The organism is Mesorhizobium sp. M0077 (assembly GCF_040322955.1).
GTDB lineage: Bacteria > Pseudomonadota > Alphaproteobacteria > Rhizobiales > Rhizobiaceae > Mesorhizobium.
This window is the reverse complement of record NZ_JAMYUL010000011.1, coordinates 219433-244670: the sequence shown is the minus strand read 5'-3', so window position 1 is coordinate 244670 and position 25238 is coordinate 219433. Positions and strand designations below refer to the sequence as shown.

The following is a 25238-nucleotide window of genomic DNA, read 5'->3' as shown; positions in this document are numbered from 1 at the left end:
ACTTCCGCCTGGCGCGTGCGGGTTGCTGTTCTTTTTTATTCGATCCACGTCCTCCCGCCGGGTGGGGGGGGCGGGGGGCGGGGCGGGGCGGGGGGGGCCCCGCGGCGGCGCGGACCCCCACCCCGCTCCGCTTCGCGGATCGACCCTCCCCACAACGGGGGAGGGTAATCACTCCACCGTGCCTTCCTCATACTCGGCCGACATGGTTAGCCATTTCTCCTCGTGACCGGCAAGCTGCTGTGCCAGCTGCGAGCGCTCCTTGGCGAGCCGGGTCGCGGTCGACGGATCCTTTTCGTACACCGCCGGATTGGCGAGTTCGTCCTCGATCAGGTCGATGCGCTTGCGGATGCGGTCCATCAGCGCTTCGGTGGCGCGTATTTCCTTGGCCAGCGGCTCAAAGGCGGCGCGGCGCGCGGCTGCATCGCGGCGGCGATCGGCCTTTGATGCCTTCTCGGCCTCGCGCTTGCCGCGTCGGTCGCCGGACACGCCGGTGACCAGCGTCTTGTAGTCCTCAAGGTCGCCGTCATACGGGTTGACCGCCCCGTCCTTGACCAGCCACAGCCGGTCGGCGGTCGCTTCCAGCAGATGGCGGTCATGCGAGATCAGGATGACGGCGCCGGGAAACTCGTTCAATGCACGGATCAGCGATTCGCGACTGTCGATGTCGAGATGGTTGGTCGGCTCGTCGAGGATGAACAGGTTCGGGCCTTCGAAGGCCGACAGGCCCATCAGCAGGCGCGCCTTCTCGCCGCCGGACAGGTCCTTGGCGGCGGTGTTCATCTTCTCGGTGGTGAGACCGAACTGGGCGACGCGGCCACGTACCTTGGATTCCGGCGCCTCCGGCATCAGCCGGCGGACATGCTCATAGGCGTTTTCATCAGGCCTGAGATCGTCGAGCTGATGCTGCGCGAAGATAGCCACTTTCAGGCCCGGCGCCACCGTCATGGTGCCGCTCTCCTGCTTCAACCGGCCCGACAGAAGCTTGGCGAAGGTCGACTTGCCGTTGCCGTTGGCGCCGAGCAGCGCGATGCGGTCGTCGGCATCGATGCGCAGCGTCATCTTCTTCAGGATCGGCTGGCCCTCGGTGTAGCCGACATTGACGTTGTTCAAGGCAATGATCGGCGACGCCACCGTTTTCACCGGCTCCGGGAAAGAGAACGGCCTCACCGTGTCGTTCACGATCGCCGCGATCGGCTTCATCTTCTCCAGCGCCTTGATGCGCGACTGCGCCTGTCTCGCCTTCGAAGCCTTGGCGCGGAAGCGTTCGACGAAGGACTCCATGTGTTTGCGCGCGGCTTCCTGCTTGACACGGCCCTTCTCCTGCAACTCCTTCTGCTCGGTGTACTGGCGCTCGAACTGGTCGTAGCCGCCGCGCCAGAAGGTCAGCTTCTTCTGGTCGAGATGAACGATGGAATTGACGGCGCGGTTGAGCAGGTCGCGATCGTGCGAAATCAGAAGCACCGTGTGCGGGTATTTCGAAACATAGTTTTCCAGCCACAGCGTGCCTTCGAGATCGAGATAGTTGGTCGGCTCGTCAAGCAGCAGAAGGTCGGGCTCGGCAAACAGCACGGCGGCAAGCGCGACGCGCATGCGCCAGCCGCCGGAGAAGGACGAGGCCGGGCGGCGCTGCGCGGCGTCGTCGAAGCCAAGGCCGGCGAGGATGGTGGCCGCGCGGGATTCCGCCGAATGCGCATCGATATCCGCCAGCCGCATATGGATGTCGGCAATGCGGTGCGCGTCGGTGGCGGTCTTTTCCTCCTCGAGCAATGCGGTGCGCTCGAGGTCGGCCTTGAGCACGATTTCGATCAGCGGCTCCTCGGTGCCGGGCGCTTCCTGCGCCACCTGGCCGATGCGGGTGTTCTTGGGCAGGCTTATCGAGCCGGTCTCGGAGGGAAAGTCGCCGGTGATGGCCTTGAACAGCGTCGTCTTGCCGGTGCCGTTGCGGCCGACGAGGCCGGCCTTGGTGCCGGCCGGCAAGGTCAGCGAGGCATGATCGAGAAGCAAGCGTCCGGCCATGCGGAGCGAAAGATCGTTGATGATAAGCATGCCGGGGCTTTTGCACGGGAGGGCGGCGCTTCGCAAGGGCCTGGGCGCTGGCGGGGGCATAAGGCATGAAGACGGCGCGCCTTAAGCGCGCCGTCCATTGCAAACAGCAGACTGACTTTTCAGAGGCTGCCTGGTTCAGGCTTTGGGTTTGCGCTTCGTCACCTTGGCCGCGGCGGCCGGAACGGCCGGCTTGCGGCCGAGGCCCGAGGACTTGGCCAGTGCCGAACGGGTCGCGGAGTAGTTCGGCGCCACCATCGGATAGTCCGACGGCAAGCCCCATTTGCCACGATATTCCTCCGGGCTGAGACCATGGTCGGTCATCAGGTGGCGTTTCAGCGACTTGAATTTCTTGCCATCTTCCAGACAGACGATGTGGTCGGGAAACACCGACCGCTTCGGATTGACAGCGGGGTTCAGCGCGGGGCTTTCCACGGCGGCAATGCTGCCCAGCTTGCGCACCGATGCGCTGACGCTGGCGATCAGATCCGGCAGGCCGGACGCAGGGAGAGGATTGTTGCCGACATAGGCCGAGACGATGTCAGCAGTCAGTTCAATAGCGGTCTTGCTGTCGATGGTGTGCAATTCTGTTTCTCCCGCCGGTCATGAAGTTGCCGGCTTTTTTTAAGACTTCTCTTGATGTATCGACCTAGCTGCACCCCCCAACGGGTCGCTAAGTCTCAATAAACGATCAAGAATCGGAACAGGAGGATGTTTCCACAACAGGTTGCAACGTTGCAAATTAGAAAATCTAATACTTGGAAACGGCCGACTTCGCGCCAGCAGATTTCAACTGCACGGACCCGGCAGGTTTGGAGTCGGCCAGTATCTCCAGAATGCGCTTCCAGCGGGCGCACCGGCCGAAATCTTTTTGCTCTATCGCCTTTTCGGCCTTCATGGCGGCGTAGAGCGGCGCCTCGGCGCCGAACTCCTTGAGCAGCCAGAATGCTTCCTGTCTGGCGAGGCGTTCATCGTCGTCAAGCATGTTCAGCCTCCGAGCGTTCTATGCCCACCGCAATACAGCTGCCGATGACGAGGACCGCACCGGCTATCGCGGTCAGCGTCAGCCTTTCGCCCGACAGCGTCAGCAGCAGCGTCGATGCGATCGGCGTCAGATAGGCGATGACCGCAACCTTGCCGCCGCCTTCAAGCTTCAAGGCGCGCGACCAGAAATAATATCCCAGCCCCATCGGGCCGGCGCCGAGATAGAGGCCAAGCAGGAGGTGCTCGCTGGATGGCCAGGCTGCGCCGTCGTGAATACACCATAGCAAGGTCAGGCCGACGCCGACCAATGCCGAAGGCAAAAGCAAACGCTCCGACGGTGTGGCCAGGCGGGCGACCGCAATCGAATAGAAGGCCATGCACAGCGCCGAGCCGAAGGCAGCGAGATAGCCGACGATGCTGCCCTGGAGAAAAGGCTGGCCGCGACCACCCGAGATCACCAGCGCCACGCCGACAAAGCCGAACACGGCAGTCAAACCCAGCAGCACGGGGCGTTGCCGCTTGCCCAGCACGATGACCGCCGCCGCGACCATCAGCGGCCAGGTGTAGGCGACGAGATTGGCCTCGATCACCGGCATGGAGGCAAAGGCGATGTATTGCAGCACCATGGTGCCGACCAGGCCAATAAAGCCGACCGCGACCGGCGCCAGGGTGCCGTCAGCACCCTTGGCAAAGGCTGCGTCTTGCGTGTCCCCCTTCCGGCTCGCCAGATGGATGACGGCGAACACCAGAGCCGCTCCACAAAACTGCAGCAACTGCACGAGCGACACCGGATGGCTGGCCAGCAGGGATTTGCCGACCAGCGCGTTGGTCGACCACAGGGCGACCGCGCCGGCGGCGAAGACCAGGGCCGACGGCGAGCCCGATCCACCCCGGAATCGCCGAGACGGTGCCTTGTCCTTATCGCCGACCATGATGTTACCGACGGCCAAACAGGCGTCCACTTCTATGCTCTGGCTACCATGATTCCCTTGATCCGCCCGGGACCGGCGCATCGGTCGCCGCCGCAACCGGACGCTCTTCCTCGAAGCGGCGATAGGCCGGCAGCTGGTTCGTCCAGACGTCTTCGGCCAGTTCGTTGACCCATTCGCGATCGTGATCATTGTCGGCTGCGAGATAGAACATGCGATTGTCGTCGACGTAGGGCTTGGCCACAGAGCGCTGGTTGAGGACCAGCGTGACGCGTGAGCCGAGCTGGATCGGCGCGGTGCGGTGCAGCACACCGAGAAACTGACCGAGTGTGGCGTAGTTCATCTTGTGGTCGATGCGCATGACCTGGTTGCGCGGAATCTCGCGGCCGGATTCAAGGATGGCGCGGCCGGTCTCGGAATCGTCGCAGTAGATTTCGAGATGGCCGCCGACCAGCGGATTGCTGATCGACAGCGGAATGAGTTCGGTGACCGGGACACCGTCGCAATGCCAATCGACGGCGCCGTCCTTGGGATTCATGAAAGTGACGGTCGAGCCGACGATCGACAGCGGATAGGGCTCGAGCTTGGTGCCCATCATGTCGGACAGACGTTCCAGGCGCAGCTTGTCATGCAGCAGTTCCTTGATCTCCGGGATGAAACGGTCGGCGCCGGTGATGAAGGTCAGATCGAGGTGCTTGTGCACGGCGTGGCTGGCCTTGAGCTTCAACGCCGCCTCTTCGATCGCCGCCAGCAGCGCCGGGTCGTAGCCATGCAGATACTGCGCAACGCCGAAACCCGACACTTTCCAGGCCGTCTCATGACCGATAATGGCTTCTCGGCTCATCGCGTAGCGCAGTTCAGGTATGGTATGGGCGTTCATTCTACTTCTCCAGGATGGGGGCATCACTTGGTAAACTGTCGATTAATTTCCCCACCCCTGTAAAATTAGGAATGCTGGTGCTAGTGTAAGCCCAGCTTAAGGTCGAAACGCGTGCGTCTGCTCAGTCAGGTCAACCTCAATTCGCTGAAGATTGTCGAAAGTGCCGCCCGGCACCGTAACTTCACGCGCGCCGGCGAAGAGCAGTTTATTACTGCTTCCGCCGTCAGCCAGCGCGTCAAAAGCCTCGAGGAACAGCTGCGCTTCAAGATCTTCCAGCGCGGCGGCAATGCGGTGTCGCTGACGCCCGAGGGCGAGACCTATGTGTCGCGCGTTCGCGAGGCGCTGGAGCGCATCGTGGCGGCCAGCATGGAGGCGACCGGACAGTCGCAGGCACATGTGCTGAAGATTTCGGTGCTGCCGACGTTCGCGGCGCGCTGGCTGTTTGCCCGCCTGCCGCTGTTCCAGCGGCAATATCCCGAAATCGAAATGCGGGTTTCGACCTCCTACGCCGCCAATGAGTTCGCCACCTCCGAGTTCGACCTCGAGATCCGCTATGGCGACGGCAGCTTTCCCGACCTCAAAGCGGACCTGCTGTTCAAGGAGGATTTGACGCCGGTGTGCAGCAGGAAGCTGTTCCACGAAGTTCTCGGCGACAGGCCGCCGTCAAAGGTGACGCCGGACGACCTCAGGCATTTCACGCTGCTGCATTCCGACACCTGCACGCAGAACTGGCAGTCGTGGCTGGGTTTTGCCGGCGCGAGTTCCGTGCTCGGCGAGACCAAGAGCATCTATTTCGATTCCTGCATGATGTCCTATGAGGCGGCCAATGCCGGCATGGGCTTTGCAGTCGCCAACCGCGCCTATATGGCGAGCGAGATCCGCGCAGAGAGACTGGTGGCGCCGTTTGCCGTGCATCACCCCAACACCGCCGGCTGGTATTTCGTCTGCCCGGTCACCGCGCCCTACACGCGCAAGGTGGAACTGTTCAAGCAGTGGATAATGGCCGAGGCGGCGCTGACGCAGTGCCAGCTGGACGCCGGGATTGCCGGCGGCCCGGTGCTGCGCAAGGCCATTGCCTGAGGTCGGATTCTTTCCGCGGCCTTGCGGGATTTGCGGCCGTTTCTGCTGGTTTTGCGCAGACGGCACGAGCAGAACCGGCACGAAAACTGCCACCTCATGACGCAGGCGAGAGACTCAGCTATCTTCGGTTGTTGCGGCGGACCTGATATCCGCCTGGCCGGCGCTATCAGCTCACCTCCCAAGCGGCGCCGGCCTTCTTCTCCCGAAGGCTACCTCAGCCTTATCGTCCCGCTAAAACGATCATTGCGCCGGCTGATCGCCGCTGGCCGCCGGCTTTGGCGCCGAATCCGTCTGCGGAGTTTGATCGAGCACCGGGGCTTTGGTTGGCTGGATGTCGCCGTCGCAGGCGGCGAGCGCCAAGCTGGCGGCCAACAGAATCAGAAGCCTCTTCATGGCGACCTCCTAGGTCTGCCCTCTCCTTCGTAAGGCAACGAGGTGGTTCAGATTTGGTTGCACGCTCGCAAACGACACCGCGTCGGCTGGAACCAAACGGCGGCTCTGAGGTTGGTTGCCTAAAGGAGATCGCGCCATGATCCGTCTGCTCATAACCGGCCTTTTCGCTTACGCGACCTATCGCATCGCCAAGGAGATCATCAAGGACGTGCCTGACAATTTCGATCCGTTGCCGGTGCCTGGCGACGAACGCGCCGCCTTGCGGCGCCAGTCGGCGGCAACGGGTGTCGCGCCACGGCGGTAAGGGCGACTTCCGCCCGTTGCGAACAAAGCGGAAACGATGCTTGATAGGCGATGACCATCGCCATCAATGATTCGTCCTTGCGGCCCGCCTATCTGGCGAAGCTCAACGCCGAGCAGCGGCTCGCTGTCGAACATGGCGAGGGCCAGATCGCCGGGCCGCTGCTGGTGATCGCCGGCGCCGGCTCCGGCAAGACCAACACGCTCGCCCACCGGGTTGCGCATCTGATCGTCAAGGGCGCTGATCCCAGACGCATTCTGCTTATGACATTCTCGCGCCGCGCCGCCACCGAAATGGCCAGGCGGGTCGAACGCATCGCCGGCGAGGTGCTGGGCCGAGACGCGTCCGTCATCGCCGACGCGCTGGCCTGGGCCGGTACGTTTCACGGCATCGGCGCCAGGCTGCTGCGCGACTATGCGCTGACGATCGGCCTTGACCCCGCCTTTACCATCCATGACCGCGAGGATTCCGCCGACCTGATGAATCTTGCCCGGCATGAGCTTGGATTCTCGAAGACCGAAAGCCGGTTTCCGACCAAGGGCACCTGCCTGGCGATCTATTCGCGCGCCGTCAACGCTCAGGCGCCGCTCGGCGAGGTGCTGGGTTCGGCCTTTCCCTGGTGTGCCGGCTGGGCCGAACAGCTGAAGGCGCTGTTCGCCCGATATGTCGAGGCCAAGCAGGCGCAGAACGTGCTCGATTACGACGACCTCCTGCTCTACTGGGCGCAAATGGCCGCCGAGCCGGAGATCGCGGCGCATCTGGGCTCGCGCTTCGACCATGTGCTGGTCGACGAATACCAGGACACCAACCGGCTGCAGGCCTCGATCCTTTCGGCGCTGAAGCCGGACGGCGCCGGACTGACGGTGGTGGGCGACGACGCGCAGTCGATCTATTCGTTTCGCGCCGCGGAAGTGCGCAACATCCTCGATTTCCCGCAACAATTCGCGCGAGCCGCCGATGTCATCATGCTGGAGCGCAACTACCGCTCGACCGAGACCATTTTGGCGGCAGCCAATGCGGTCATCTCGGAGGCATCGGAGCGTTTCACCAAGAACCTCTGGTCGGAGCGCAAATCCTCGCAAAAACCGAAACTGGTCAGCGTGCGCGACGAGGCGGAGCAGGCGAACTATGTCTGCCAGGCCATCCTTGCCGAGCGCGAGGCCGGCACGGTGCTGAAATCGCAGGCGGTGCTGTTTCGCGCCTCGCACCACAGCGGCCCGCTGGAGATCGAACTGACGCGCCGCAACATCCCCTTCGTCAAGTTCGGCGGGCTCAAATTCCTCGACGCCGCCCACGTCAAGGACGTGCTTTCGGTGCTGCGTTTTGCCGAGAACCCGCGCGACCGCGCCGCCGGCTTCCGCGTGCTGCAGCTCCTGCCCGGCATCGGCCCTTCGGCGGCGAGCACCATCGTCGAGACCATGGCGACATCGCTCGACGAGGAAATGGGGCTGGCCCGCTACCGGCCGCCGCAACGCGCGGCTGAGGACTGGCCAGCCTTCGTTGCGCTTTATTCCGGCCTGCGCGCCCGGTCGGGGAAATGGCCGGCCGATCTCGAACAGGTCAGGCTGTGGTACGAGCCGCATCTTGAGCGCATCCACGAGGATGCGACGACGCGGCGGGCCGACCTCATGCAGCTCGAGCAGATCGGTTCAGGCTATGCTTCGCGCGAGCGCTTCCTGACCGAGCTGACGCTGGATCCACCGGATGCGACCAGCGACCAGGCCGGGCCGCCGCACCGCGACGAGGACTATCTGATCCTGTCGACCATTCATTCGGCCAAGGGCCAGGAATGGAAGAACGTCTTCGTGCTCAACACCGTCGATGGCTGCATCCCGGCCGATCTCGGCGTCGGCACCAAGGAAGACATCGAGGAGGAGCGCCGGCTGCTTTACGTCGCCATGACGCGGGCCAAGGACGGCCTGCATCTGGTGACGCCGCAGCGCTTCTTCACTCACGGCCAGGCAGCGCGCGGCGACCGCCACGTCTATGCCTCGCGAACCCGTTTCATCCCGACCTCGATTCTCGGCGCTTTCGAGCAGACCTCTTGGGCGAGCGTCCACGCAAAGGACGATCCGCGCCACAGACCTGAAGTCCGCGTCGACCTCGGCGCCCGCATGCGCGGCATGTGGAAATAGAAGCCGCCGCAACCGCGGATGCCGGCCGGGGAGCGACCTCAAGAAGCAAATCGTCCTGTCACGGCATCTCTCAGGGAACCTCGGGCCGCCGGCCGCGTTTTCTGGCGTCCAACCCGCGATCGGAGAGCGGCGACCGCCGCCTTTCCGCCCATCCAGAGAGGCCAGAATGCACGACGCGATGTTCTTCACCCCGGTTGCCGTTAGCGTTGGCGCCGGCCACAAACGCATGCTCGCCTCGCTGTTCGAGATGCATGATTTCCTGACCGAATTTCCGCCGTCACGCCGGCGCCTGAGCTATGGCGCGGCCGTGAGGGCTTGCGAGGCGGCACGCGCCGGCGAAATCTCGGCCGAGGCCGCACGCGATGCCCTGATCACCTTTGCAGTCACGGCAGGCATCCTCTGGCCCGCGGTCCAGCCGGCCGTCTCGGTCAAGCCGGTCGCACACGGTTATGGCGGCTACGCCGTCTGAGACGGCCGGGACCGGGCCTGCCCAGCAAAAAGATCACTCGGACTTGCCGGCAGACGTCGAACGACAACACGTCTTGGTGATCCCACCAAGCGTCCACTTCATCTTGGAGTAACTCGGCATTGGAAGCGTCTTGAGATGTTTGATCACGAACCCAAGTTCCATGGCCATCATGCCGTATTCTCAACCGCGATATCGGCCTGTTCACTGTTCAATGCAAACCGAAAGCCAAATTCACTCGGTACGTCTCCATTTGAAGAAAAGGCAGGGATCGCGAGCCGTGAGTTGTAAAACCAGAATGCCACCAGGCCGCACAAAGCTGAACAGACGCACCAGCCATCGCGCCCAGTTGTTATCGGCATGTGGGAAAAGAATGAAAGCGCAAGGACTGCATCATAGAGCCTGCCAAAACCCTCCTCCGGTATCGATCGCGACTGAATGGCTTTAATCTTGAATTCGTTAGCCAGGAAAGAAATCGCTTGTGGATAATCGGAACTGACGAGATCGATGTCTTCATCCTTTACAAGGTGCCGCGTCACGCATCCATACCTTGAGGCGAACTCGAGGAGTGAAAAGGCCCCCGGCCTAGATGCCGTGTTAAAATTCCTTTGAGTTTTTGCAGATGCTTGCCCATCTCTGAGATATTAACTGGCCTTTGAGACGTCAGACACAAATCCATTATGGCTGATCAGGAAGTTGAATATATCATGATCTTGATGAAAGGATGGAACAACGGAAACTCTACGGATTATTTGTTCTCTAAGTAATTGTCGTTCCAACAGTTTAGGCCGACTTCTGGATCACTGACTCATCCGATCTATGAGCAGTGGATAACGGTACAAGCCGCCGAGGCGGGTACCACGCGCGATAGCGAGCGACGCTGCAGCCACCGTTTCGCCATCGGGTTGATCCACACCTCGAAGCAGAAATGGACGGCCAACCCGCAAGCAGCGGCGGACGCAGCAAGCGAGGACTATTTTAGGTACATCTGAAGGCATCATATCGATGCGGCAGGCCAACGGATCGCAGCGCCACCATTAGACCGAAACACTTGCGTTAAGGAACGAGGCCTGCTGCAGTCGACACCATGGAAGCTGACGGCGCCGCTGCGTGTTCCAGGTCGCATTGCCGCGATCCGTTTGAAAAGCGCCTGCGCCCGACCGGAGCCTCGCCTGGCGCCCGCATTTCAATGCAACGTCGGATCACCGGCCAGCAGGGCGCGCGGCCCGGTCGTTTCGAAACTGACCTGGTCGCGGCCGTTGGACTTGGCCTTGTAGAGGTGCCGGTCGGCCGTCAGGAACATGTCGGCATAGGTGGTGGGTCCGCTGAAGGCGACGCCACCGATGCTCACCGAGAGCGGACAGGGCCGTCCATCCGGGGCAAACTCGACCTCGCGGATGCGCCGCCGGATCCCCTCGGCAACCAGCCAGGACTGCGACGGGTCGGCGCCAGGCAGGAAGATGGCGAACTCCTCGCCGCCGATGCGCCCGACGATGTCGGCGCCGCGCAACTGGGCCTTGATCGTCTGCGCAATCAGCTTGAGCGCCTGATCGCCGCAATCGTGGCCCAATCGATCGTTGATGGTCTTGAAATGATCGGCGTCGACGATCAGCAGGGCGCCGGCATCGACGACGGCCTGGCTGCGCGCCTGTTCGAGATAGGCCTCGACCAGCATCGAAAACGCGCCGCGGTTGAACACCGCGGTCAGGCTGTCGGTCGCCGCGACGATGCTCAGATTCTTCTGGGCGATCGCCAGCTGGCGCATCTTGTACATCAGGAAAGAGAAGAACGATCCACCCAGCACGAGCGGCAGCAACAGGTCGGTGAGCTGCGCCCAGCGCAACGCTTCGGGCGACAGCGACGGAAAATTGTAGGAATCGACAAGGAAGGCCGCCGCGATACAGATCGCCGTGCCGACAACCGTGACTGCTATGACCCTGCCCAAGCTCGTGGGCGAAAGATCGACCCGCATGCCATTTCTCCCACTGTGTTCGCCATTTTGCAGCGGGAACACAAATGAAACCCTAAAATCTTACCTGCAATTCGAATGTGGTTAACCAGATCAATGCCAGCAAAAGCGCTAGCGACTTTCCCGGGAAAAGTGCGCAGCGCTTTCCCTGAGAATTGCCAAGACAAAGGGATAGCGCGTTTCACCGTTTCCGTTAAACGATAAAACGCTCCGGCAATCGAAAGGCGCGATCGGTTGCCTTGTGAGTGGCGACAAAAAGCCCGCCACTTGCGCGGCGGGCTTTCCGACTGGCCGGAGGCTTCTCGTCAGCGCATGTCCCTCGGGAAGTCTGGGCCATGCGGTAGGAGAGTGCCGTAAAGCCTCACGGTTGGCTCGACACTCCCGGCGAAACCTGTCTCAGCGACGCGAGATCATAAGGCATAGCTGCCGCAGATCGCTGTCGTAGGTGCCCTCGCTGGCGAGCACATCGACGCAGCGCTTCTTCATACGTGTCAGCTGGCTGTTCGACATGCTGGCGACGACACCGGGTGTCCCAGGGGTGCCTGGTGTTCCAGGAGTTCCTGGAGTGCCGGGGGTACCGGGCATGCCCGGCGTTCCGCCAATGCCGACGCCGACACCGACGTTGATGCCGCTGCCGACGTTGACGCCGACACCGGCCTTGATACCTCCGCTGCCGCCGACCGTGGCCCCAACACCGGCCTTGATGCCACCGGCTCCGCCGACCGTCGCGCCAGCGCCGGCCTTGATGCCGCTGCTACCGCCGACTGAGGCGCCGAGGCCCGCAGTAACGCCGCTATTGCCGCCGACCGTTGCGCCAGCACCCGCCTTGATACCGCCGCTGCCGCCGACCGAGGCGCCGGCACCGGCCTTGACCCCGCCGCTTCCGCCGATCGAAGCGCCAACACCTGCATTGATGCCGCCAGCACCGCCGATAGATGCGCCGACACCGACGCCAATTCCGCCTCCTGCATTCGCGGGAGCGGCAAAAATAACGATAATTGCACCCGCCGCCAGTGCTCTAGCGATTTTCTGAGTGATATTAACCATGACACTCTCCTTGTTGCCGTTCTGCTTTGTGCATTGCAACATGCCAGCAAACCAAAGCAGACATATGCTTATGCACTCACAGCTACGCACGAGTCTTCCTTATAGTTTCTTTATTTTTTTCGACATAGGCCGTTGTAGTTCTCAATCAGTGTACTCGGTTTCTAAAAAAAAATATGTTTTTGCTTCAATATTTAAACTTTGTTGAATTTATTAAATAGAAACTCTACTGAAAAATGGAGCCGGTTGTAGCGGCCGGCCGAGCAAGGGGCGGCGCCAAAGGGCGGCACAAGCCACCTGGCAGCGTCGTGCAACCACGGGCTTCAAAAACCCGGCTTGGGATTCAGGCTGGAGGTTGAGGCTTTGGCGCTGTCCGTCGCGTCCAGAGGCGGTTCACTGGGATCGGCGGCCAGGTCGCAGATGGCACAAAGCACCGAGGGATGTCGCGTCCGGCGTCTTCAACGCAAACCGCGGTCAAGAAATCAGGCGTAGGCGCGGCCTTCGTCGGTGCGTTGGAAAAACGCCAGGTCGAGCTGCACCGAAGGCCGGCCGAGAATGGTCAGGATGGCGTGCGCCTGGCCGCGGTGATGGGTCTGGTGATTGAAGACGTGGCCCAGCGCCGGCGCCAGTCTTTGCGAGACGGTGCGCATGTCGGAAACGGTCATGTAGGAAAAGCGGCCGGACAAGGCCTTGTCGCTCAAGGCGCCCACCCAGTCGGCGATCCGCCTGTCCTCGGCCTCACGCGCCAGCCTGAGGCCAGGCAGCGCCCGGTGCAGGATGGCGTCGAGCTTCGTCGGCGCGTCACCCTCGCCGGTGAAGCGTTTCATCCAGATGCGGTCGGTGGCGAGCAGATGATTGAGCGTGCCCATCATGGAGCCGAAGAAGGCACCGACATTGCGGTTGAACTCTTCCTCGTCGAGCTCGGTCACGGCATCGTAGATGCGGCCATTGGCCCATTGATTGTAGGCCGCGAACATCATGAAATGCTGTTTCATCTTTTTTCCCGCCGACGAGTTCCGCTTCAGCCGCAGGCGACTAATTAGACCGCGAGGGCGCAGCCGCCAATGACCATTCTGTTCCATGAACTCGTCGGACACGACGCGACCCGTCCGTTCAGCCCGCATTGCTGGAAGGAGGCGGCGGCAGCAGCTTAGGGAATAGGCAGTAGGCAATAGGGTCCGAGCGCTGTACTGCCTACTGCCTACTGCCTACTGCCTACTGCCTACTGCCTACTGCCTACTGCCTACTGCCTACTGCCTATTCCCCACACAAGTCTCCTGATCGCCATGCCACCACCCCCCGATTTCACCGATGATTTTCGCGCCGGGCTGGTCACGCTGCTGCGCTGGCGCCGGGATGTGCGGCGCTTCGAGCGGACGGCTTTGCCAGAGGGTACGCTGGAGCGGCTGCTGGAGCTTGCCTGCATCGCGCCCTCCGTCGGTCTCAGCCAGCCGTGGCGCTTCGTGGTGGTCGACAGCGCCGAGCGGCGGGGCGCGGTGAGAGACTGTTTCGAGCGCTGCAATGCCGAGGCGCTGGCATGCTTTTCGGGCGAGCGCGCCGCTCTCTATGCCCGGCTGAAGCTCGCCGGTCTCAATGAAGCGCCCTGCCAGTTCGCGGTTTTCGCCGACCGCACGACGCAACAGGGCCATGGGCTCGGCCGCATGACGATGCCGGCAACCATCGACTATTCGGCCGTCATGGCGGTGCACACATTGTGGCTGGCGGCGCGGGCGGAAGGCATCGGCATGGGCTGGGTGTCGATCCTCGACGCCGCCGAGATGGCCGCAATCCTGGACACCCCGCCTGAGTGGACGCTGATCGGCTATTTCTGCCTCGGCTATGCCAGCGAGGAGCATGATCTGCCGACGCTGGAACGCGAGGGCTGGGAGCAGCGGCGGCAGCCGGTGGTGATCAGGCGGTAAGGCTGCCCATCACTTCGTCTCTTCTTTGCCGACCAGCTTGACGCAGATCGGGTCGCCCTTCGGCATCGGCGTGCATTGCCATTCGGGGCCGAAGCCGAAGTTCGTATCTGTGCGGCGACCCAGAAAGAGCAGCAGAACAAGGCCCACGGCAGCAAAAATGCCGATAACCAATAGGCTCCCTTTTATGTCGCCCGGCCTGAGGTGGTGGTAGGGCCAGCGCGTCCCGTCAAACATGGTCCGATGTCTTTCCGTTCCGCTGATTTCCCTTCGAAACCGTGCGTGCCTGCGCAATCGCCATTTTCCCGCAAAGCCTTGCCTTTGACCAGAGCGTTGCGAACAGCCATGCGGGCGGTCGCGGCCGAATAACGCTGCCGGGGCGCGTCCCCTTGGCAATGGGCCGGGCGGCTTGTATAGAGCCCGCCACTCCCAATTCCACTCTTCATCACCCAATTCCTCTCTTCATCACCCAATTCCTCTCTTCATCACAAGGATGACCAATGGCGATCGAACGCACCTTTTCCATGATCAAGCCGGACGCGACCCGGCGCAATCTTACCGGCGCCATCACCAGGATGCTGGAAGAGGCCGGCCTGCGCGTCATTGCCTCACGTCGGGTATGGATGAGCCGCCGCGAGGCCGAAGGCTTTTACGCCGTCCACAAGGATCGTCCGTTCTTCGGCGAACTGGTGGAATTCATGTCGTCGGCGCCGACCATCGTGCAGGTTCTGGAAGGCGAGAACGCCATCGCCAGGAACCGCGAAGTGATGGGCGCCACCAATCCAGCCAACGCCGCCGAAGGCACCATCCGCAAGGTGCACGCGCTGTCGATCGGCGAGAATTCCGTGCACGGCTCCGACGCGCCGGAAACCGCCGCCCAGGAGATCAAGTACTGGTTCTCGGACACCGAGATCGTCGGCTGAGCCGACCATCAGCTTTGAATCGAAAAGGCCGGCTCATTGCCGGCCTTTTTCGTTGCTGCCCGTGATCAACTCGCTGCGTTGAATCGCAAAATGTCGCGGCCGTCTTTGTCGGCGATGATCAGCTTGCCGCCATCGACACGGTATGACGCCGCCTTGGCGAGCGCCTCGAACATGGCCTTTTCCTCGGCCATGATCTCCGGCGCGCAGGCCTTGTAGGTCGAGCCGATGTCGCTGATGACGATGGTCTCGCCATCGACTTTGGCGGTGGCGAAATAGGCGTTGCACGGGCCGCTGCCGCCCGCCTTGCCGGCTTCGCTGACCCGGAACGTCGCCTGCGGCTCCGAAATCACGCCGATACCGTCGATATATTCGACTAGCCAGCTCTGGCCGGACAGCGAGGCCGAGGTCGGCTTGTCGCTCGGCGCCACCATTTTCAGCACAATGGCCTGCGGCGCCTCGCTGAGCGGATCGACCTGATAGCGCGAGTCCGTGAGGAACAGCAGCTTGTCGTCGGCGGTGATGCGCGCCTGCAGCGCATAGGTCATGTTGGGCCGGATCACCGTTGGATCGAAGCTGATCTCGAACTTGATCGGCACCTGGCCGGCCGGCGCTACCTTGCGCTCGCCGACAATGGCGGCCGGCGCATCGGCCAGCGATACATCGGCAAGTTGAACCGACAGCACGGCGTTGGGCGGCAGCGCGATGCGCTCGCGATACATCACCTCGCCCTTCAGGGTTTTCTCGGCGGCGACGGAAGGCTCGGGAACGGCCAGAACGCCGATACCAGCGGCACAAAACCGAAGACGAAGAATTCGGCGATCCTGTCCAGCATGCCCTTGCTCCCTTTTTGCCGATGCGATTTGGCCAAGGGAATGCGGTCAATACATGGCTGCGCCGAGATTTATTCGGGCCGCGCCTTCCAGCGCGCCGCAGCCTGCTCGTCGGCGTCCTTGGCCTCGACCCAGCCGCCATCGCTGCCGTCCACGCGGTGCTCCTTCTTCCAGAAAGGCGCACGCGATTTCAGGAAATCCATCAGGAAATTCGCCGCCTCGAACGCCGCCTGCCGGTGTGACGACGCCGCCACCACCAGCACGATGTTTTCGCCCGGTGCGATCTTGCCGTGGCGGTGGATGACGGTCAGGCCTTGCAACGGCCAGCGCTGAAGCGCCTCGCCGGCGATCCGGCTGATTTCCGCCTCGGCCATGCCTGGATAGTGCTCGAGTTCCAGCGCCGACAGCTGGCCCTGCTCGTCGCGGCAAAGTCCTGAGAAGGACACCACGGCGCCGATGTCCGCGCGACCCTCGGTCAGTTTCGCGATCTCGGCGGCAACGTCGAAATCGTCGCGCTGGATGCGCACCGTCGGCGCGCCGGACATGGTGTCAGCCCCCGGTCATCGGCGGAAACAGCGCGATCTCGCGCGCGCCGGCTATCTTTTCGCCATGCTCGACATGTTCCTGATTGATGGCGACGCGGATTACATCAGGATATTGCAGCGCGTGCCCATATTCCTCGCCGCGCGATTTTAGCCAGCGCAGGAGGTCGGCGACCGTCTCGATGCCGGCGGGCAATTCGACGTCTTCCTCAGGCTTGCCGATCCGTTCGCGCACCCAGGCAAAATAAATGAGCCGGGTGATCATCTCACTCGTCCATGATGTGCTTGAGGCCGGCGCGGAAATAGTCGTAGCCGGTGTAGAGCGTGACGAGGGCTGCGATCCACAGCAGCACCAGTCCGGTCTGCGTGGTCAGCGGGAAGATCTTGTCGCCGGCAGGCCCGGCCAGCAGGAAGGCGATGGCGACCATCTGGATGGCGGTCTTCCATTTGGCGAGCTGCGTCACCGGCACCGAGACTTTCAATGCCGCCAGATATTCGCGCAGCCCCGAGACCAGGATTTCGCGGCACAGGATGATGATTGCCGCCCACAGCGACCAGCCTGCGATGCCGGCATGGCGGTCCGTATCGGCGGCGAGCAGCAGCAGGCAGGTGGCGACCAGCAGTTTATCGGCGATCGGGTCCAGCATCTTGCCGATGTTGGACGTCTGCTGCCAGGCGCGCGCCAGATAGCCGTCGAGATAGTCGGTGATCGAAGCCAGCAGGAAGATGATCAACGCCGACCAGCGGGCGAAGTCGCTCGATTTCAGATGCCCCTCGAGAAAAAAGCACAGCACCACCAGCGGCACCGCGACGATGCGGGCGTAGGTAAGCATGTTGGGCAGGTTGAACGCGCGCTTGGCCATATCTCAGGGACTCTTTCTGCCTGCGTACTCAAATCAGAACCGGATGTAGGGGGTCAACAGGCGAGATTCGATTGGCCAGACGAAAATAGCGCGCGATTGCCGGGATTCGAGTGGCCTGCGAGAAAAGAACGGCTGCTGCCATTTCATCGGGACGGCGGCGTCACCGGCGCTCAGCTCTCATGGAAATGATTGTAGACGAGCTTGGCGACCTGCTCTGAAATACCGTCGACCTTGACCAGATCCTCGACTGCCGCGCGGCTGACCGCCTTGGCAGTGCCGAAGGCCAGCAGCAGCGCGCGCTTGCGACCGGGACCGATGCCGGCGATCTCGTCGAGCGGGCTCTTGACCAATTCCTTCTTGCGTCGCGCGCGGTGCGAACCGATGGCGAAGCGATGGACCTCGTCGCGCAGCCGCTGGACGAAATAGAGCACGGGATCGCGGACGGGCAGCGAAAACGAGTCCCTGCCTCTGACGAAGAAACGCTCGCGGCCGGCATCGCGGTCCTGGCCCTTGGCGATGCCGATGGCCGCCACGCGATCCTCGATGCCGAGGTCGGCGAGGATCTTGCGCACTGCGCTCATCTGGCCCTGGCCGCCATCGATCAGGATGACGTCGGGCCAGGCCGGGAAGCTGCCGGAGATGTCTTCCTCGATGTCGTCGCCTGCTCCACCGGCTGCCGCGTCGTCGGGAACGACATCGCCATGTTCCTTCAGCAGCCGCGAAAAGCGCCGTTCCATCACCTCGCGCATCATGCCGAAATCGTCACCGGGCGTGATCTCGGTCGAGCGGATGTTGAATTTGCGGTACTGGTTCTTCACAAACCCTTCCGGCCCGGCGACGACCATGGCGCCAACGGCGTTGGTGCCCATAATGTGCGAATTGTCATAGACCTCGATGCGCACCGGTGGCTTCGGCAGGCCGAAGGTCTCGGCAAAGCCGGCGAGCAGCCGGCCTTGCGTGGAGGTTTCGGCCAGCCGGCGGCCGAGCGCCTCGCGCGCATTCTGCAGCGCGTTGTCCGTCAAATCCTTCTTCTCGCCGCGCTGCGGCACCGAGATCGACACTTTACGGCCGGCGCGGGTGGACAGCGCTTCGGCCAGCAGTTCCTGATCCTGGACGCCTCGCGACAGCAGAATGTTCCGTGGCGTCGGCTTGTCGTCATAGAACTGCGCCAGGAACGAGCCCAGCACTTCCGCCCCCTCCAGTGCCGGATCGGCCTTGGGGAAATAGGCGCGGTTGCCCCAGTTCTGGCCGGTGCGGAAGAAAAACACCTGGATACAGACCTGGCCGCCCTCCTGATGGATAGCAAAGACATCGGCCTCATCGACCGTGGCCGGGTTGATGCCCTGATGGCTCTGCACATGGGACAGCGCTGCCAGCCGATCACGATAAATGGCGGCGCGCTCGAAATCGAGCTCCTGCGAGGCCTGCTGCATGGCGGCAGAGATTTCGGTCTTCACCTTCTGGCTGCGGCCGGACAGAAAATCCTTCGCCTCGCTGACCAGCTCGGCATAGTCGCCATGCGAGATTTCGCCGGTGCAGGGACCGGCGCAGCGCTTGATCTGGTAGAGCAGGCACGGCCGGGTGCGGTTTTCGTAAAAGGAGTTGGTGCAGCTCCTGAGCAGGAACGCGCGCTGCAGCGAATTGATGGTGCGCCCGACCGCGCCGGCCGACGCAAAAGGTCCGAAATAGTCGCCCTTGCGCGAGCGCGCACCGCGATGCTTGTAGATGCCGGGCGAGACGTGATCGCCGGTCAACAGGATGTAAGGGAACGACTTGTCGTCCCGCATCAGCACATTGAAACGCGGCCGCAAGCGCTTGATGAGATTGGCCTCGAGCAGCAGCGCTTCGATTTCGGTGCGGGTGACGACGAACTCCATCGTCGATGTCTCGCGCACCATGCGGCCGATGCGGGCGGTGTGGAACCGGCCTTGCGCGTAGTTGGTCACCCGCTTCTTCAGGCTGCGCGCCTTGCCGACATAAAGCACGTCGCCGGCAGCGTTCATCATGCGGTAGACGCCGGGCGCATTGGGCAGCCGCTTGACCAATGTCTGGATGACCTCGGCGCCGACCATGCCGTCGGCGTCGCCGGCATGCGGCGCCCAGTCTATCGCTGTGAAGGCGACATCGGGCCCGGTGGCCTCGGGCTCGACGATCTCCTCGACCGCTTCATCCTCAAGGTCGATGTCGGGCGGCATATCGTCGGCGGCGCCGGCGCGCGTCTTGTGTTTCTGGTCTGCGGGACTCATTCCACCATGCCTGTCACATCCGGCGTCTGCCATGCAAGATGCTGGCCGCCGTCAAGCGCGATCATTTGGCCGGTCACCGAGCGCGCATCCCAGAGATAGCGAATGGTGGCGCCGAATTCGGCCAATTGCGGGCCGCGCTTCAGAATCAGGCCATCGACCTGCTTCTGGAAATCATCATCTTCCTGGCGCGCATTCTTCAGCGTTGGACCGGGACCGATGGCGTTGACGCGGATGCGCGGACCGAGCGCCTGTGCCAGCATTTCGGTCTGCGTCCACAAGGCCGACTTCGACAGCGCATAAGAGAAATAGCGCGGCGTCGGCCGCCAGACGCGCTGGTCGATGATGTTGACGATCAGCCCCTCCTGCCCTGGCGGCAAGGCGCGGGCGAAGTTTTGCGCCAACAGCGCCGGCGTCTTCACATGGATGGCGAAGTGAAGGTCCCATGCCGCCCAGTCGAAGTCCTCGACGCTATCGTCGACGAACAGCGACGCATTGTTGACAAGTAGCGTGACCGGGCCGAGCGCTGCCGCGGCGCGGCCGACGAGATCGCCAACCGCATCCATGTCGGTCAGATCGGCGGCTACCACGCCGGCGCGGGCGCCTCCGTCCCTGATGCTCGCAGCCAGCGCGTCGGCCTCGGCGGTCGAGCGGTTGGCGTGGATGGCGACGGCAAAACCGTGCGCGGCCAGATCCTCGACGATCGCCTTGCCGATCCGCTTCCCCCCGCCCGTCACCAGCGCCGTTCCGGCGGCTTCGATCATCTGTCAATCCTCAATCTGCGCCTCAATTCGGCTAGCGGCACATTGTGACGCGTCCAGGGGTTAAATGCCGTTTCCACCTGGGGCAGGAATGTGGCGAAACGGCTTTTTCGCCGCCGGCACCGCCCCGGATTCGGGTCGGCAGGACCGCAATATAGGACGCTGAACCCGTTGCACCAAGCCGAGTGCAGTGCAGCATCGCCTGCGTACTGACATTTGGCTGTTGCGAAGATGCAACGTCAAGCTTCGGCCTCATTCGTGTCGGGGAATGACCCATTTTCAGGTTCGCTGCCGCCGCATTTTGACACGACATTCGGAACCGTTGAGTGCCAGATCCGTTTCACCCCCCGGACGGGTTGATGGCGCTCAGGACAAACCAGCCTACGTGTCTTGTGGCTTAAGGAGTAAACAACAATGCAAACCAATCTCAAATTCGCGCCGCTCGCGGTTGCGCTCGGGCTCTTCGCCCTCAGCGGTACCGCTTTTGCTGCCGATGTCGTCTCGGAAGAGCCCCCGGCGCCGGCCCCGATCGCCGAGCTCCCCGTCGCTTCCTGGGCCGGCCCGTATGCCGGTCTCAGCGCCGGCTACGGCTTCAGCGGTCATGCCAAAGTCCAGGACGGCGGCCCCGACATCAAGACCAAGGGCTTTGTCGGCGGCGTTTTCGGCGGCTACCAGTGGCAGCAGGAAAACTTCGTGTACGGTGCTGAAGCCGATCTCGGCTACAATGGCGTCAAGGGTGACAGCGGCGGCGTCAATTCCAAGGGCGGCTTCGAAGGCTCGTTGCGCGCCCGTCTGGGTTACGCCGTGACCCCGGAAATCCTGCTCTACGGCACCGGCGGCGGCGCCCTGAAGAACCAGAAGGTCTCGGTCCCCGGCGACAGCGACAGCAACACCATGCTCGGCTGGACGGCCGGCGTCGGCACCGACATCAAGATCACCGACAATGTGTTCGGCCGTGTCGAGTACCGCTACACCGACTTCGGTTCCAAGAGCTTCGACAGTGTCGGCACCAAGGTCAAAGAGAGCGACAACCGCGTCACCTTCGGCGTCGGTATGAAGTTCTAACTGTCGTTCAAGCCACGACACAAGAAAGCCGGGCCTCGCGCCCGGCTTTTTTTGTTTCGCCCGTCAGGCCGGCACAGCCACCTTCAGCCCCGGAAACTTCTCATCGAAACGCGCTGCCCAGCGGGTCAGGCGGCCGCGGCCCTTTTCCCATTTGCCGGCGAAGCGCAGAGAGAGGTAGCCGAGGCAGGCACGCAACGCCAGCTGGCCAAGCGTGATCTTCTTCGGCAGCTTCGGCGGATTGGCGTTGAGGAAATCGAGTGCGGCGGTGATCTTGGTCCACTGGCGATCGAGCCAGGGTTGATAGACCATCTCCTCCGGACGCGTGCGCCGCTCATAGACCATCGACAGCGCGCAGTCGCATATGCCGTCGGCCAGCGCCTCCAGCACTTCGGCCTCGAGGCGCTTGTCGGCATTGCGCGGCAACAACAGGCTCTTCGAAGCGCGGTTGAGATGCTGAGTGATCGCGCGGCTGTCATGGATCGAGCGGCCGTCGTCGAGCACCAGCACCGGAATCTTGCCGAGAGGATTGGCTGACATCAGTTCAGCAGGCTTGTCCTCGGTCTTGACCGGCACGAGCTCGACGGCAATGCCGGCATGGAGTGCTGCCATGCGCACCTTGGAACTGTAGGGGGATGAGGACGCGTAGAGCAGCTTCGGCATGATCGGTTCCCTGTTTTCGGACGGGCAGTGCATGTCGCTCAAAAATGCGATTCCGGTCTTGAGAACGACGCGCGTAAAACAAAGGTCTAGAGCGTGTCGCCTGAACCCCATCGAATGCGACCGCCTTAGTGTTGGCCGATCTTCCCTGAGGGAGCAACTGCCAGAAGGGCAAAACCAGGCGGCCAATCCGCCGACAATGAAATCGCCATGCATGTCTCACAGAAGTGGCGTCAATTTCGAGAGAACGACATGCATCAAAACAAGACCTAAATCACAACAAAAAAGCTCCCGGGAATCTGCCAGTCGGCAAAGTTCCCGGGAGCTTTGAGATGGACCGCTGTTACTTCTTCTTGGCGGCTGGCTTTTTGGCCGGTGCAGCCTTCTTCACAGCGGCCGTCGACTTGGCGGCGGCGGCCTTCATCGGAGCCTTGGCGGCGGGTTTTGCCGCTGCCTTGGCTGCCGGCTTCTTGGCGGCGGGCTTGGCTGCTGCCTTCGCAGCAGGCTTCGCCACAGCCTTGGCGGCCGGCTTCTTGGCGGCGGGTTTCGCTGCTGCCTTGGCGGCGGGTTTTGCTACTGCCTTAGCTGCCGGCTTTGCCGCTGCCTTGGCAGCCGGCTTTGCCGCTGCCTTCGGTGCTGCCTTCTTTACTGCTGCAGGTTTCGCGGCTGCTTTCGGTGCCGCTTTCTTTGCCGGCGCTTTCGCCGCCGGCGCCTTCGTCGTGGTCTTTGCCATGCGATGCCCCTTGCGTTTGTGCCGATGGCCGTGAGTGACCCGGCGAGCTAATGCATATCTGACTCGTGCGTATCTAGCCAGCGAAGCATTACATAGAATTTTGCAGATTAAGTTTCGGTTACGCTGAGAGCATGGTCGCAATGATCGGCACAGAAATCGGCAAAGAATCTTCCCGCTTCGCAGCGAACTATTGCGAGAGAAATCTCTGATATCGCGACTCACACGATCTTCTCGTCAAGCTCACATTCTCTTGCAACGCCGTCGATCTCACGCGGTCATCGGCGGCCTATCGGATGGCAACAATCATCGCACCGCAGAGGCTGATCTTGCTTCATCCCCACGGTTGCAGGAACAGCACTAAACTAAACGCGAGCTTTTTACTCGTATATCGAAAGTGGTTGGATGGAAGCCAGGAAAGACAGCACTTGAAGGGACAGCCTGTTGTGTCGGACGTTTCCCAGACGAGAAGGGAGATCGCCAGCTTCGGCGCAAGAGATGCCTAACGGAAATGGGAAACGAAGATCGGGGAATCCTCCTTCCCAGGAAGCCGCGATCCCTTGGAAGCCAAGGGGTGCAGGCCCCTAAGCGCCAACCCGCTCGCGCACCTGGCCGGCGCGAAGGCTCGGCGTGGTGGAGGTGGGCGGCAAACGTATCCCACGGCGGCGCAATGCCGATCTGCATCAGGATCCGCCCGATCTCGCCGCGGTGATAGCCGCCATGCGTGACGACATGTGTCAGCATTTCCTGGCGTGACATCATCGCCCTGTCGCCGTCGGTGAAGGTGAAAGGCACAGGCTCTGACATGAGCTTTGGCGAGACGGCTTCGATATGGTCGAGATACCAACGATCCATCGCAGCGACACCAGCGCTCAATTCGGACGCATAGCCATGACGCGTGCCGGAAAGATGCGCGGCGAATATCTTCGATACGACAAGGTTGTGGTTGATGAGACGGGTCGCCGTGTGGCGCTGATCGACATGCTCCTGCTGGTCGAGGCCCGCAAGCTTCTGCAGCAATTCACCATTCGCCCAGGCTTGATAAACGAAGAGGCTGCGGAGCAAATCCAGCGCGTCCATGGTTTGTATCCTTTGCAAAAAATGTGAGTATATTATCTATATTCTTGGCTGCTGGAGCAGACATGTCTACTCGCATTGCAAAGCCGCGCTCACGCATGCGCAAGCAGCCGCGCCAGGCGCGTTCGAGAGCGACGGTCGAGGCGATCATCGAAGCCGGTGCTCATGTTCTAAGCGCGCTCGGCTGGGCCGGCTTCACCACCAACAAGGTGGCCGATGCGGCCGGCGTCAGCATCGGCTCGCTCTATCAATATTTTCCCGACAAGCTGTCGCTGGTCGAAGCAATTCGCCGGCGACATTTCGATCAGGTGCTGTCGGTGATCGCCGAATCAACAGAAGGCGACAAGCCGATCAAACGATTCGCGCAGGAGCTGGTGCGCGGCATGATCGATGCGCACAGCATCCATCCGACGCTGCATCAGGTGCTGCTCGACGAGGCGCCGGGCGATCGCGGCTCACGCGCCGCCCATGCCTCGTTCCAATCGCGCTATCTCGATCACTACACGACGGCGGTGGCGCAATATCGCAGGCGCAGAAAGGACAATGAGGCCGTGGCCCGTGTGCTGTCCTCGGCGGTCGAGGGCGTCATCCACAATGCCGCGCGGCGAGACACGCTCGACGCGCCGGAGCTGCAGAAGCAGTTGGTCGAGCTGATCTGCGCTTACGTGTCTGGTGGGAAGGCGGTGTGAGGCAGCGGCAGCAGTTCGGAGATTGGCGAAACCGGAGCGACATCAGATCTCCCCCTTGCGGGAGATGGCAGGTTCAACGGCGGTTCTTATCCGACCTTAGCGCAGGACGCGGCAGCGGCCGTTGTAGACCATCCAGCGGTCGAAGCCCGAGACGCAGAATTCGACATTGTCGCCGATCGAGGCAAAACCCTGGCCTTCCTCGATCAAGTACCAGATGGTGCGGGCGCGGCCATCGGAAAGGCTGACGGTGGCGCCGCAATAGCGGCGGCCGATCGGCCATTCTTCGCTGGCCGGGAGATAGCGATGCTGGTGGATGCGCTGGAAATCTGTGATCGAAACATCCGGCAGATGCGGCACGTGATGCACCTGGTAGGAGAAGCGGCTGGAGATCTTGCTTAGCACCCAAGCCTCGCCGCAAACGCCGCTGTCCTCGTCGGAATAGACGGAAAGGTCGGCGGCCTGTGCTGGCTGGCCGAGGGGTGCGGCCAGCGGCGTGCAAAGCGAAATCAGGGCAGCAAGAGCGGATTTGGCAAAGCGAGTCATGGCAGCCTCTCAAAGGTCGACTGCGCCCACTTTGCGGATTCGGCGGCGCGCGGTCAAGCGGTCGCGCTGCCGATGGTTTCCCGCTCCGCAACCGGTTTTTCCGGTGCGAAGCTGCGAAACCACGTCCTGACCTTTGAAAAAGCTCGCCTTGCCCATTAGGAAAAGCGGCCTG

29 protein-coding genes and 1 pseudogene are annotated in these 25238 nt (G+C 62.3%); 9 read left to right on the top strand and 21 right to left on the bottom strand.

The window, feature by feature from the left end:
* Positions 1 to 168: 168 nt before the first annotated feature.
* From NKJ57_RS21790 to NKJ57_RS21770, 5 genes are all read right to left on the bottom strand, one after another.
* Positions 169 to 2046: an ABC-F family ATP-binding cassette domain-containing protein gene (locus NKJ57_RS21790; protein WP_023743824.1), complete on the bottom strand. Its 1878-nt coding sequence runs from the start codon at positions 2044 to 2046 to the stop codon at positions 169 to 171.
* A 135-nt stretch (positions 2047 to 2181) separates the two neighbouring features.
* Positions 2182 to 2628, bottom strand: coding sequence for a Ros/MucR family transcriptional regulator (locus NKJ57_RS21785; protein WP_023670270.1), 447 nt, complete (start codon positions 2626 to 2628; stop codon positions 2182 to 2184).
* A gap of 166 nt (positions 2629 to 2794) precedes the next feature.
* Positions 2795 to 3028 carry a hypothetical protein gene (locus tag NKJ57_RS21780; RefSeq protein ID WP_023733893.1) on the bottom strand — a complete coding sequence of 78 codons (234 nt, stop codon included), beginning with the start codon at positions 3026 to 3028 and terminating at the stop codon, positions 2795 to 2797.
* Positions 3021 to 3977: a DMT family transporter gene (locus NKJ57_RS21775; RefSeq protein WP_245259943.1), complete on the bottom strand. Its 957-nt coding sequence runs from the start codon at positions 3975 to 3977 to the stop codon at positions 3021 to 3023. The genes NKJ57_RS21780 and NKJ57_RS21775 overlap by 8 nt, the downstream gene beginning before the upstream one ends.
* Positions 3978 to 4002: 25 nt before the next feature.
* Positions 4003 to 4836, bottom strand: a complete 834-nt coding sequence (locus NKJ57_RS21770; RefSeq protein ID WP_023684748.1) for a hypothetical protein — start codon at positions 4834 to 4836, stop codon at positions 4003 to 4005.
* 111 nt (positions 4837 to 4947) lie between these two features.
* Here NKJ57_RS21770 and NKJ57_RS21765 point away from each other — a divergent pair, with 111 nt between their 5' ends.
* Positions 4948 to 5916, top strand: coding sequence for a LysR substrate-binding domain-containing protein (locus tag NKJ57_RS21765; RefSeq protein WP_023735479.1), 969 nt, complete (start codon positions 4948 to 4950; stop codon positions 5914 to 5916).
* A 240-nt stretch (positions 5917 to 6156) separates the two neighbouring features.
* On the opposite strand, the gene NKJ57_RS21760 is transcribed toward NKJ57_RS21765, so the two are convergent.
* Complete coding sequence (locus NKJ57_RS21760) at positions 6157 to 6309, bottom strand: hypothetical protein (protein ID WP_023693936.1); 153 nt, start codon at positions 6307 to 6309, stop codon at positions 6157 to 6159.
* 136 nt (positions 6310 to 6445) lie between these two features.
* Here NKJ57_RS21760 and NKJ57_RS21755 point away from each other — a divergent pair, with 136 nt between their 5' ends.
* The 3 genes from NKJ57_RS21755 to NKJ57_RS21745 all read left to right on the top strand — a co-directional run bounded on the left by NKJ57_RS21755 (position 6446) and on the right by NKJ57_RS21745 (position 9214).
* Positions 6446 to 6613: a hypothetical protein gene (locus NKJ57_RS21755; protein WP_023684745.1), complete on the top strand. Its 168-nt coding sequence runs from the start codon at positions 6446 to 6448 to the stop codon at positions 6611 to 6613.
* Between the two features lie 50 nt (positions 6614 to 6663).
* On the top strand, positions 6664 to 8745 hold the full coding sequence (locus NKJ57_RS21750) for an ATP-dependent helicase (RefSeq protein ID WP_352512253.1): 2082 nt from the start codon (positions 6664 to 6666) through the stop codon (positions 8743 to 8745).
* Between the two features lie 166 nt (positions 8746 to 8911).
* Positions 8912 to 9214 carry a DUF982 domain-containing protein gene (locus NKJ57_RS21745; protein WP_352512254.1) on the top strand — a complete coding sequence of 101 codons (303 nt, stop codon included), beginning with the start codon at positions 8912 to 8914 and terminating at the stop codon, positions 9212 to 9214.
* A 167-nt stretch (positions 9215 to 9381) separates the two neighbouring features.
* Here NKJ57_RS21745 and NKJ57_RS21740 read toward each other — a convergent pair whose 3' ends face one another.
* The 4 genes from NKJ57_RS21740 to NKJ57_RS21725 form a co-directional block, all read right to left on the bottom strand.
* A complete protein-coding gene (locus NKJ57_RS21740) occupies positions 9382 to 9750 on the bottom strand; it encodes a hypothetical protein (protein WP_352512256.1) in 369 nt (122 codons plus the stop codon).
* Between the two features lie 647 nt (positions 9751 to 10397).
* Complete coding sequence (locus NKJ57_RS21735; RefSeq protein WP_023705331.1) at positions 10398 to 11183, bottom strand: GGDEF domain-containing protein; 786 nt, start codon at positions 11181 to 11183, stop codon at positions 10398 to 10400.
* 393 nt (positions 11184 to 11576) lie between these two features.
* Positions 11577 to 12227, bottom strand: a complete 651-nt coding sequence (locus tag NKJ57_RS21730) for a hypothetical protein (protein ID WP_352512258.1) — start codon at positions 12225 to 12227, stop codon at positions 11577 to 11579.
* 479 nt (positions 12228 to 12706) lie between these two features.
* On the bottom strand, positions 12707 to 13219 hold the full coding sequence (locus NKJ57_RS21725; RefSeq protein WP_023747893.1) for a DinB family protein: 513 nt from the start codon (positions 13217 to 13219) through the stop codon (positions 12707 to 12709).
* A gap of 69 nt (positions 13220 to 13288) precedes the next feature.
* On the opposite strand from NKJ57_RS21725, the pseudogene NKJ57_RS30915 reads away from it, so the two are divergent.
* Together NKJ57_RS30915 and bluB are read left to right on the top strand one after the other, a co-directional pair.
* Positions 13289 to 13375, top strand: a pseudogene (locus NKJ57_RS30915) (glutathione S-transferase family protein); the annotation flags it as partial.
* Positions 13376 to 13510: 135 nt separating this feature from the next.
* Positions 13511 to 14146, top strand: coding sequence for a 5,6-dimethylbenzimidazole synthase (bluB, locus tag NKJ57_RS21720; protein WP_352512260.1), 636 nt, complete (start codon positions 13511 to 13513; stop codon positions 14144 to 14146).
* Between the two features lie 9 nt (positions 14147 to 14155).
* Here bluB and NKJ57_RS21715 read toward each other — a convergent pair whose 3' ends face one another.
* Positions 14156 to 14380 (bottom strand): hypothetical protein, encoded by a 225-nt coding sequence (locus NKJ57_RS21715; protein ID WP_023747895.1) that lies wholly within the window; start codon positions 14378 to 14380, stop codon positions 14156 to 14158.
* A gap of 263 nt (positions 14381 to 14643) precedes the next feature.
* Between NKJ57_RS21715 and ndk the strand changes: the two genes are divergently transcribed.
* Positions 14644 to 15066 carry a nucleoside-diphosphate kinase gene (ndk, locus tag NKJ57_RS21710; RefSeq protein ID WP_192259008.1) on the top strand — a complete coding sequence of 141 codons (423 nt, stop codon included), beginning with the start codon at positions 14644 to 14646 and terminating at the stop codon, positions 15064 to 15066.
* Positions 15067 to 15131: 65 nt separating this feature from the next.
* On the opposite strand, the gene NKJ57_RS21705 is transcribed toward ndk, so the two are convergent.
* The 6 genes from NKJ57_RS21705 to NKJ57_RS21680 all read right to left on the bottom strand — a co-directional run bounded on the left by NKJ57_RS21705 (position 15132) and on the right by NKJ57_RS21680 (position 20308).
* Positions 15132 to 15785 (bottom strand): YbaY family lipoprotein, encoded by a 654-nt coding sequence (locus NKJ57_RS21705; protein ID WP_352512261.1) that lies wholly within the window; start codon positions 15783 to 15785, stop codon positions 15132 to 15134.
* A gap of 182 nt (positions 15786 to 15967) precedes the next feature.
* Positions 15968 to 16441, bottom strand: a complete 474-nt coding sequence (locus NKJ57_RS21700; RefSeq protein WP_352512263.1) for a molybdenum cofactor biosynthesis protein MoaE — start codon at positions 16439 to 16441, stop codon at positions 15968 to 15970.
* Positions 16442 to 16445: 4 nt separating this feature from the next.
* Positions 16446 to 16703: a molybdopterin converting factor subunit 1 gene (gene moaD, locus NKJ57_RS21695; RefSeq protein ID WP_352512265.1), complete on the bottom strand. Its 258-nt coding sequence runs from the start codon at positions 16701 to 16703 to the stop codon at positions 16446 to 16448.
* Between the two features lies 1 nt (position 16704).
* A complete protein-coding gene (gene pgsA / locus NKJ57_RS21690) occupies positions 16705 to 17301 on the bottom strand; it encodes a CDP-diacylglycerol--glycerol-3-phosphate 3-phosphatidyltransferase (RefSeq protein WP_023673449.1) in 597 nt (198 codons plus the stop codon).
* A 170-nt stretch (positions 17302 to 17471) separates the two neighbouring features.
* Positions 17472 to 19547 (bottom strand): excinuclease ABC subunit UvrC, encoded by a 2076-nt coding sequence (gene uvrC / locus NKJ57_RS21685; protein ID WP_023752534.1) that lies wholly within the window; start codon positions 19545 to 19547, stop codon positions 17472 to 17474.
* A complete protein-coding gene (locus tag NKJ57_RS21680; protein WP_023738625.1) occupies positions 19544 to 20308 on the bottom strand; it encodes an SDR family oxidoreductase in 765 nt (254 codons plus the stop codon). Before NKJ57_RS21680 ends, uvrC begins: the two co-directional genes overlap by 4 nt.
* Positions 20309 to 20719: 411 nt before the next feature.
* Between NKJ57_RS21680 and NKJ57_RS21675 the strand changes: the two genes are divergently transcribed.
* Positions 20720 to 21370: an outer membrane protein gene (locus NKJ57_RS21675; RefSeq protein WP_023673452.1), complete on the top strand. Its 651-nt coding sequence runs from the start codon at positions 20720 to 20722 to the stop codon at positions 21368 to 21370.
* 63 nt (positions 21371 to 21433) lie between these two features.
* Here NKJ57_RS21675 and NKJ57_RS21670 read toward each other — a convergent pair whose 3' ends face one another.
* The 3 genes from NKJ57_RS21670 to NKJ57_RS21660 form a co-directional block, all read right to left on the bottom strand.
* A complete protein-coding gene (locus NKJ57_RS21670) occupies positions 21434 to 22030 on the bottom strand; it encodes a glutathione S-transferase family protein (protein ID WP_023689091.1) in 597 nt (198 codons plus the stop codon).
* A gap of 340 nt (positions 22031 to 22370) precedes the next feature.
* Positions 22371 to 22760 carry a hypothetical protein gene (locus tag NKJ57_RS21665; RefSeq protein ID WP_023673454.1) on the bottom strand — a complete coding sequence of 130 codons (390 nt, stop codon included), beginning with the start codon at positions 22758 to 22760 and terminating at the stop codon, positions 22371 to 22373.
* Positions 22761 to 23117: 357 nt separating this feature from the next.
* Positions 23118 to 23837, bottom strand: coding sequence for a DinB family protein (locus NKJ57_RS21660; protein WP_352512267.1), 720 nt, complete (start codon positions 23835 to 23837; stop codon positions 23118 to 23120).
* A gap of 62 nt (positions 23838 to 23899) precedes the next feature.
* On the opposite strand from NKJ57_RS21660, the gene NKJ57_RS21655 reads away from it, so the two are divergent.
* Positions 23900 to 24523 carry a TetR family transcriptional regulator gene (locus NKJ57_RS21655; RefSeq protein ID WP_031253531.1) on the top strand — a complete coding sequence of 208 codons (624 nt, stop codon included), beginning with the start codon at positions 23900 to 23902 and terminating at the stop codon, positions 24521 to 24523.
* 96 nt (positions 24524 to 24619) lie between these two features.
* Here the strand turns inward: NKJ57_RS21655 and NKJ57_RS21650 are convergent, their stop codons facing one another.
* On the bottom strand, positions 24620 to 25066 hold the full coding sequence (locus NKJ57_RS21650) for a hypothetical protein (RefSeq protein ID WP_023673457.1): 447 nt from the start codon (positions 25064 to 25066) through the stop codon (positions 24620 to 24622).
* Positions 25067 to 25238: the final 172 nt, after the last annotated feature.

What these genes read in the sequence shown, in the direction of transcription:
- NKJ57_RS21675 (WP_023673452.1), top strand. Translation starts at nt 20,720, where the DNA reads ATGCAAACCAATCTCAAATTCGCGCCGCTCGCGGTTGCGCTCGGGCTC.
- NKJ57_RS21730 (WP_352512258.1), bottom strand. Translation starts at nt 12,227, where the DNA reads ATGGTTAATATCACTCAGAAAATCGCTAGAGCACTGGCGGCGGGTGCA.
- NKJ57_RS21680 (WP_023738625.1), bottom strand. Translation starts at nt 20,308, where the DNA reads ATGATCGAAGCCGCCGGAACGGCGCTGGTGACGGGCGGGGGGAAGCGG.
- NKJ57_RS21750 (WP_352512253.1), top strand. Translation starts at nt 6,664, where the DNA reads ATGACCATCGCCATCAATGATTCGTCCTTGCGGCCCGCCTATCTGGCG.
- NKJ57_RS21715 (WP_023747895.1), bottom strand. Translation starts at nt 14,380, where the DNA reads ATGTTTGACGGGACGCGCTGGCCCTACCACCACCTCAGGCCGGGCGAC.
- moaD (WP_352512265.1), bottom strand. Translation starts at nt 16,703, where the DNA reads ATGATCACCCGGCTCATTTATTTTGCCTGGGTGCGCGAACGGATCGGC.
- NKJ57_RS21700 (WP_352512263.1), bottom strand. Translation starts at nt 16,441, where the DNA reads ATGTCCGGCGCGCCGACGGTGCGCATCCAGCGCGACGATTTCGACGTT.
- NKJ57_RS21655 (WP_031253531.1), top strand. Translation starts at nt 23,900, where the DNA reads ATGTCTACTCGCATTGCAAAGCCGCGCTCACGCATGCGCAAGCAGCCG.
- NKJ57_RS21670 (WP_023689091.1), bottom strand. Translation starts at nt 22,030, where the DNA reads ATGCCGAAGCTGCTCTACGCGTCCTCATCCCCCTACAGTTCCAAGGTG.
- uvrC (WP_023752534.1), bottom strand. Translation starts at nt 19,547, where the DNA reads ATGAGTCCCGCAGACCAGAAACACAAGACGCGCGCCGGCGCCGCCGAC.
- NKJ57_RS21780 (WP_023733893.1), bottom strand. Translation starts at nt 3,028, where the DNA reads ATGCTTGACGACGATGAACGCCTCGCCAGACAGGAAGCATTCTGGCTG.
- ndk (WP_192259008.1), top strand. Translation starts at nt 14,644, where the DNA reads ATGGCGATCGAACGCACCTTTTCCATGATCAAGCCGGACGCGACCCGG.
- NKJ57_RS21755 (WP_023684745.1), top strand. Translation starts at nt 6,446, where the DNA reads ATGATCCGTCTGCTCATAACCGGCCTTTTCGCTTACGCGACCTATCGC.
- pgsA (WP_023673449.1), bottom strand. Translation starts at nt 17,301, where the DNA reads ATGGCCAAGCGCGCGTTCAACCTGCCCAACATGCTTACCTACGCCCGC.
- NKJ57_RS21705 (WP_352512261.1), bottom strand. Translation starts at nt 15,785, where the DNA reads ATGTATCGCGAGCGCATCGCGCTGCCGCCCAACGCCGTGCTGTCGGTT.
- NKJ57_RS21770 (WP_023684748.1), bottom strand. Translation starts at nt 4,836, where the DNA reads ATGAACGCCCATACCATACCTGAACTGCGCTACGCGATGAGCCGAGAA.
- NKJ57_RS21665 (WP_023673454.1), bottom strand. Translation starts at nt 22,760, where the DNA reads ATGGCAAAGACCACGACGAAGGCGCCGGCGGCGAAAGCGCCGGCAAAG.
- NKJ57_RS21760 (WP_023693936.1), bottom strand. Translation starts at nt 6,309, where the DNA reads ATGAAGAGGCTTCTGATTCTGTTGGCCGCCAGCTTGGCGCTCGCCGCC.
- NKJ57_RS21725 (WP_023747893.1), bottom strand. Translation starts at nt 13,219, where the DNA reads ATGAAACAGCATTTCATGATGTTCGCGGCCTACAATCAATGGGCCAAT.
- NKJ57_RS21790 (WP_023743824.1), bottom strand. Translation starts at nt 2,046, where the DNA reads ATGCTTATCATCAACGATCTTTCGCTCCGCATGGCCGGACGCTTGCTT.
- NKJ57_RS21660 (WP_352512267.1), bottom strand. Translation starts at nt 23,837, where the DNA reads ATGGACGCGCTGGATTTGCTCCGCAGCCTCTTCGTTTATCAAGCCTGG.
- NKJ57_RS21735 (WP_023705331.1), bottom strand. Translation starts at nt 11,183, where the DNA reads ATGCGGGTCGATCTTTCGCCCACGAGCTTGGGCAGGGTCATAGCAGTC.
- NKJ57_RS21745 (WP_352512254.1), top strand. Translation starts at nt 8,912, where the DNA reads ATGCACGACGCGATGTTCTTCACCCCGGTTGCCGTTAGCGTTGGCGCC.
- bluB (WP_352512260.1), top strand. Translation starts at nt 13,511, where the DNA reads ATGCCACCACCCCCCGATTTCACCGATGATTTTCGCGCCGGGCTGGTC.
- NKJ57_RS21650 (WP_023673457.1), bottom strand. Translation starts at nt 25,066, where the DNA reads ATGACTCGCTTTGCCAAATCCGCTCTTGCTGCCCTGATTTCGCTTTGC.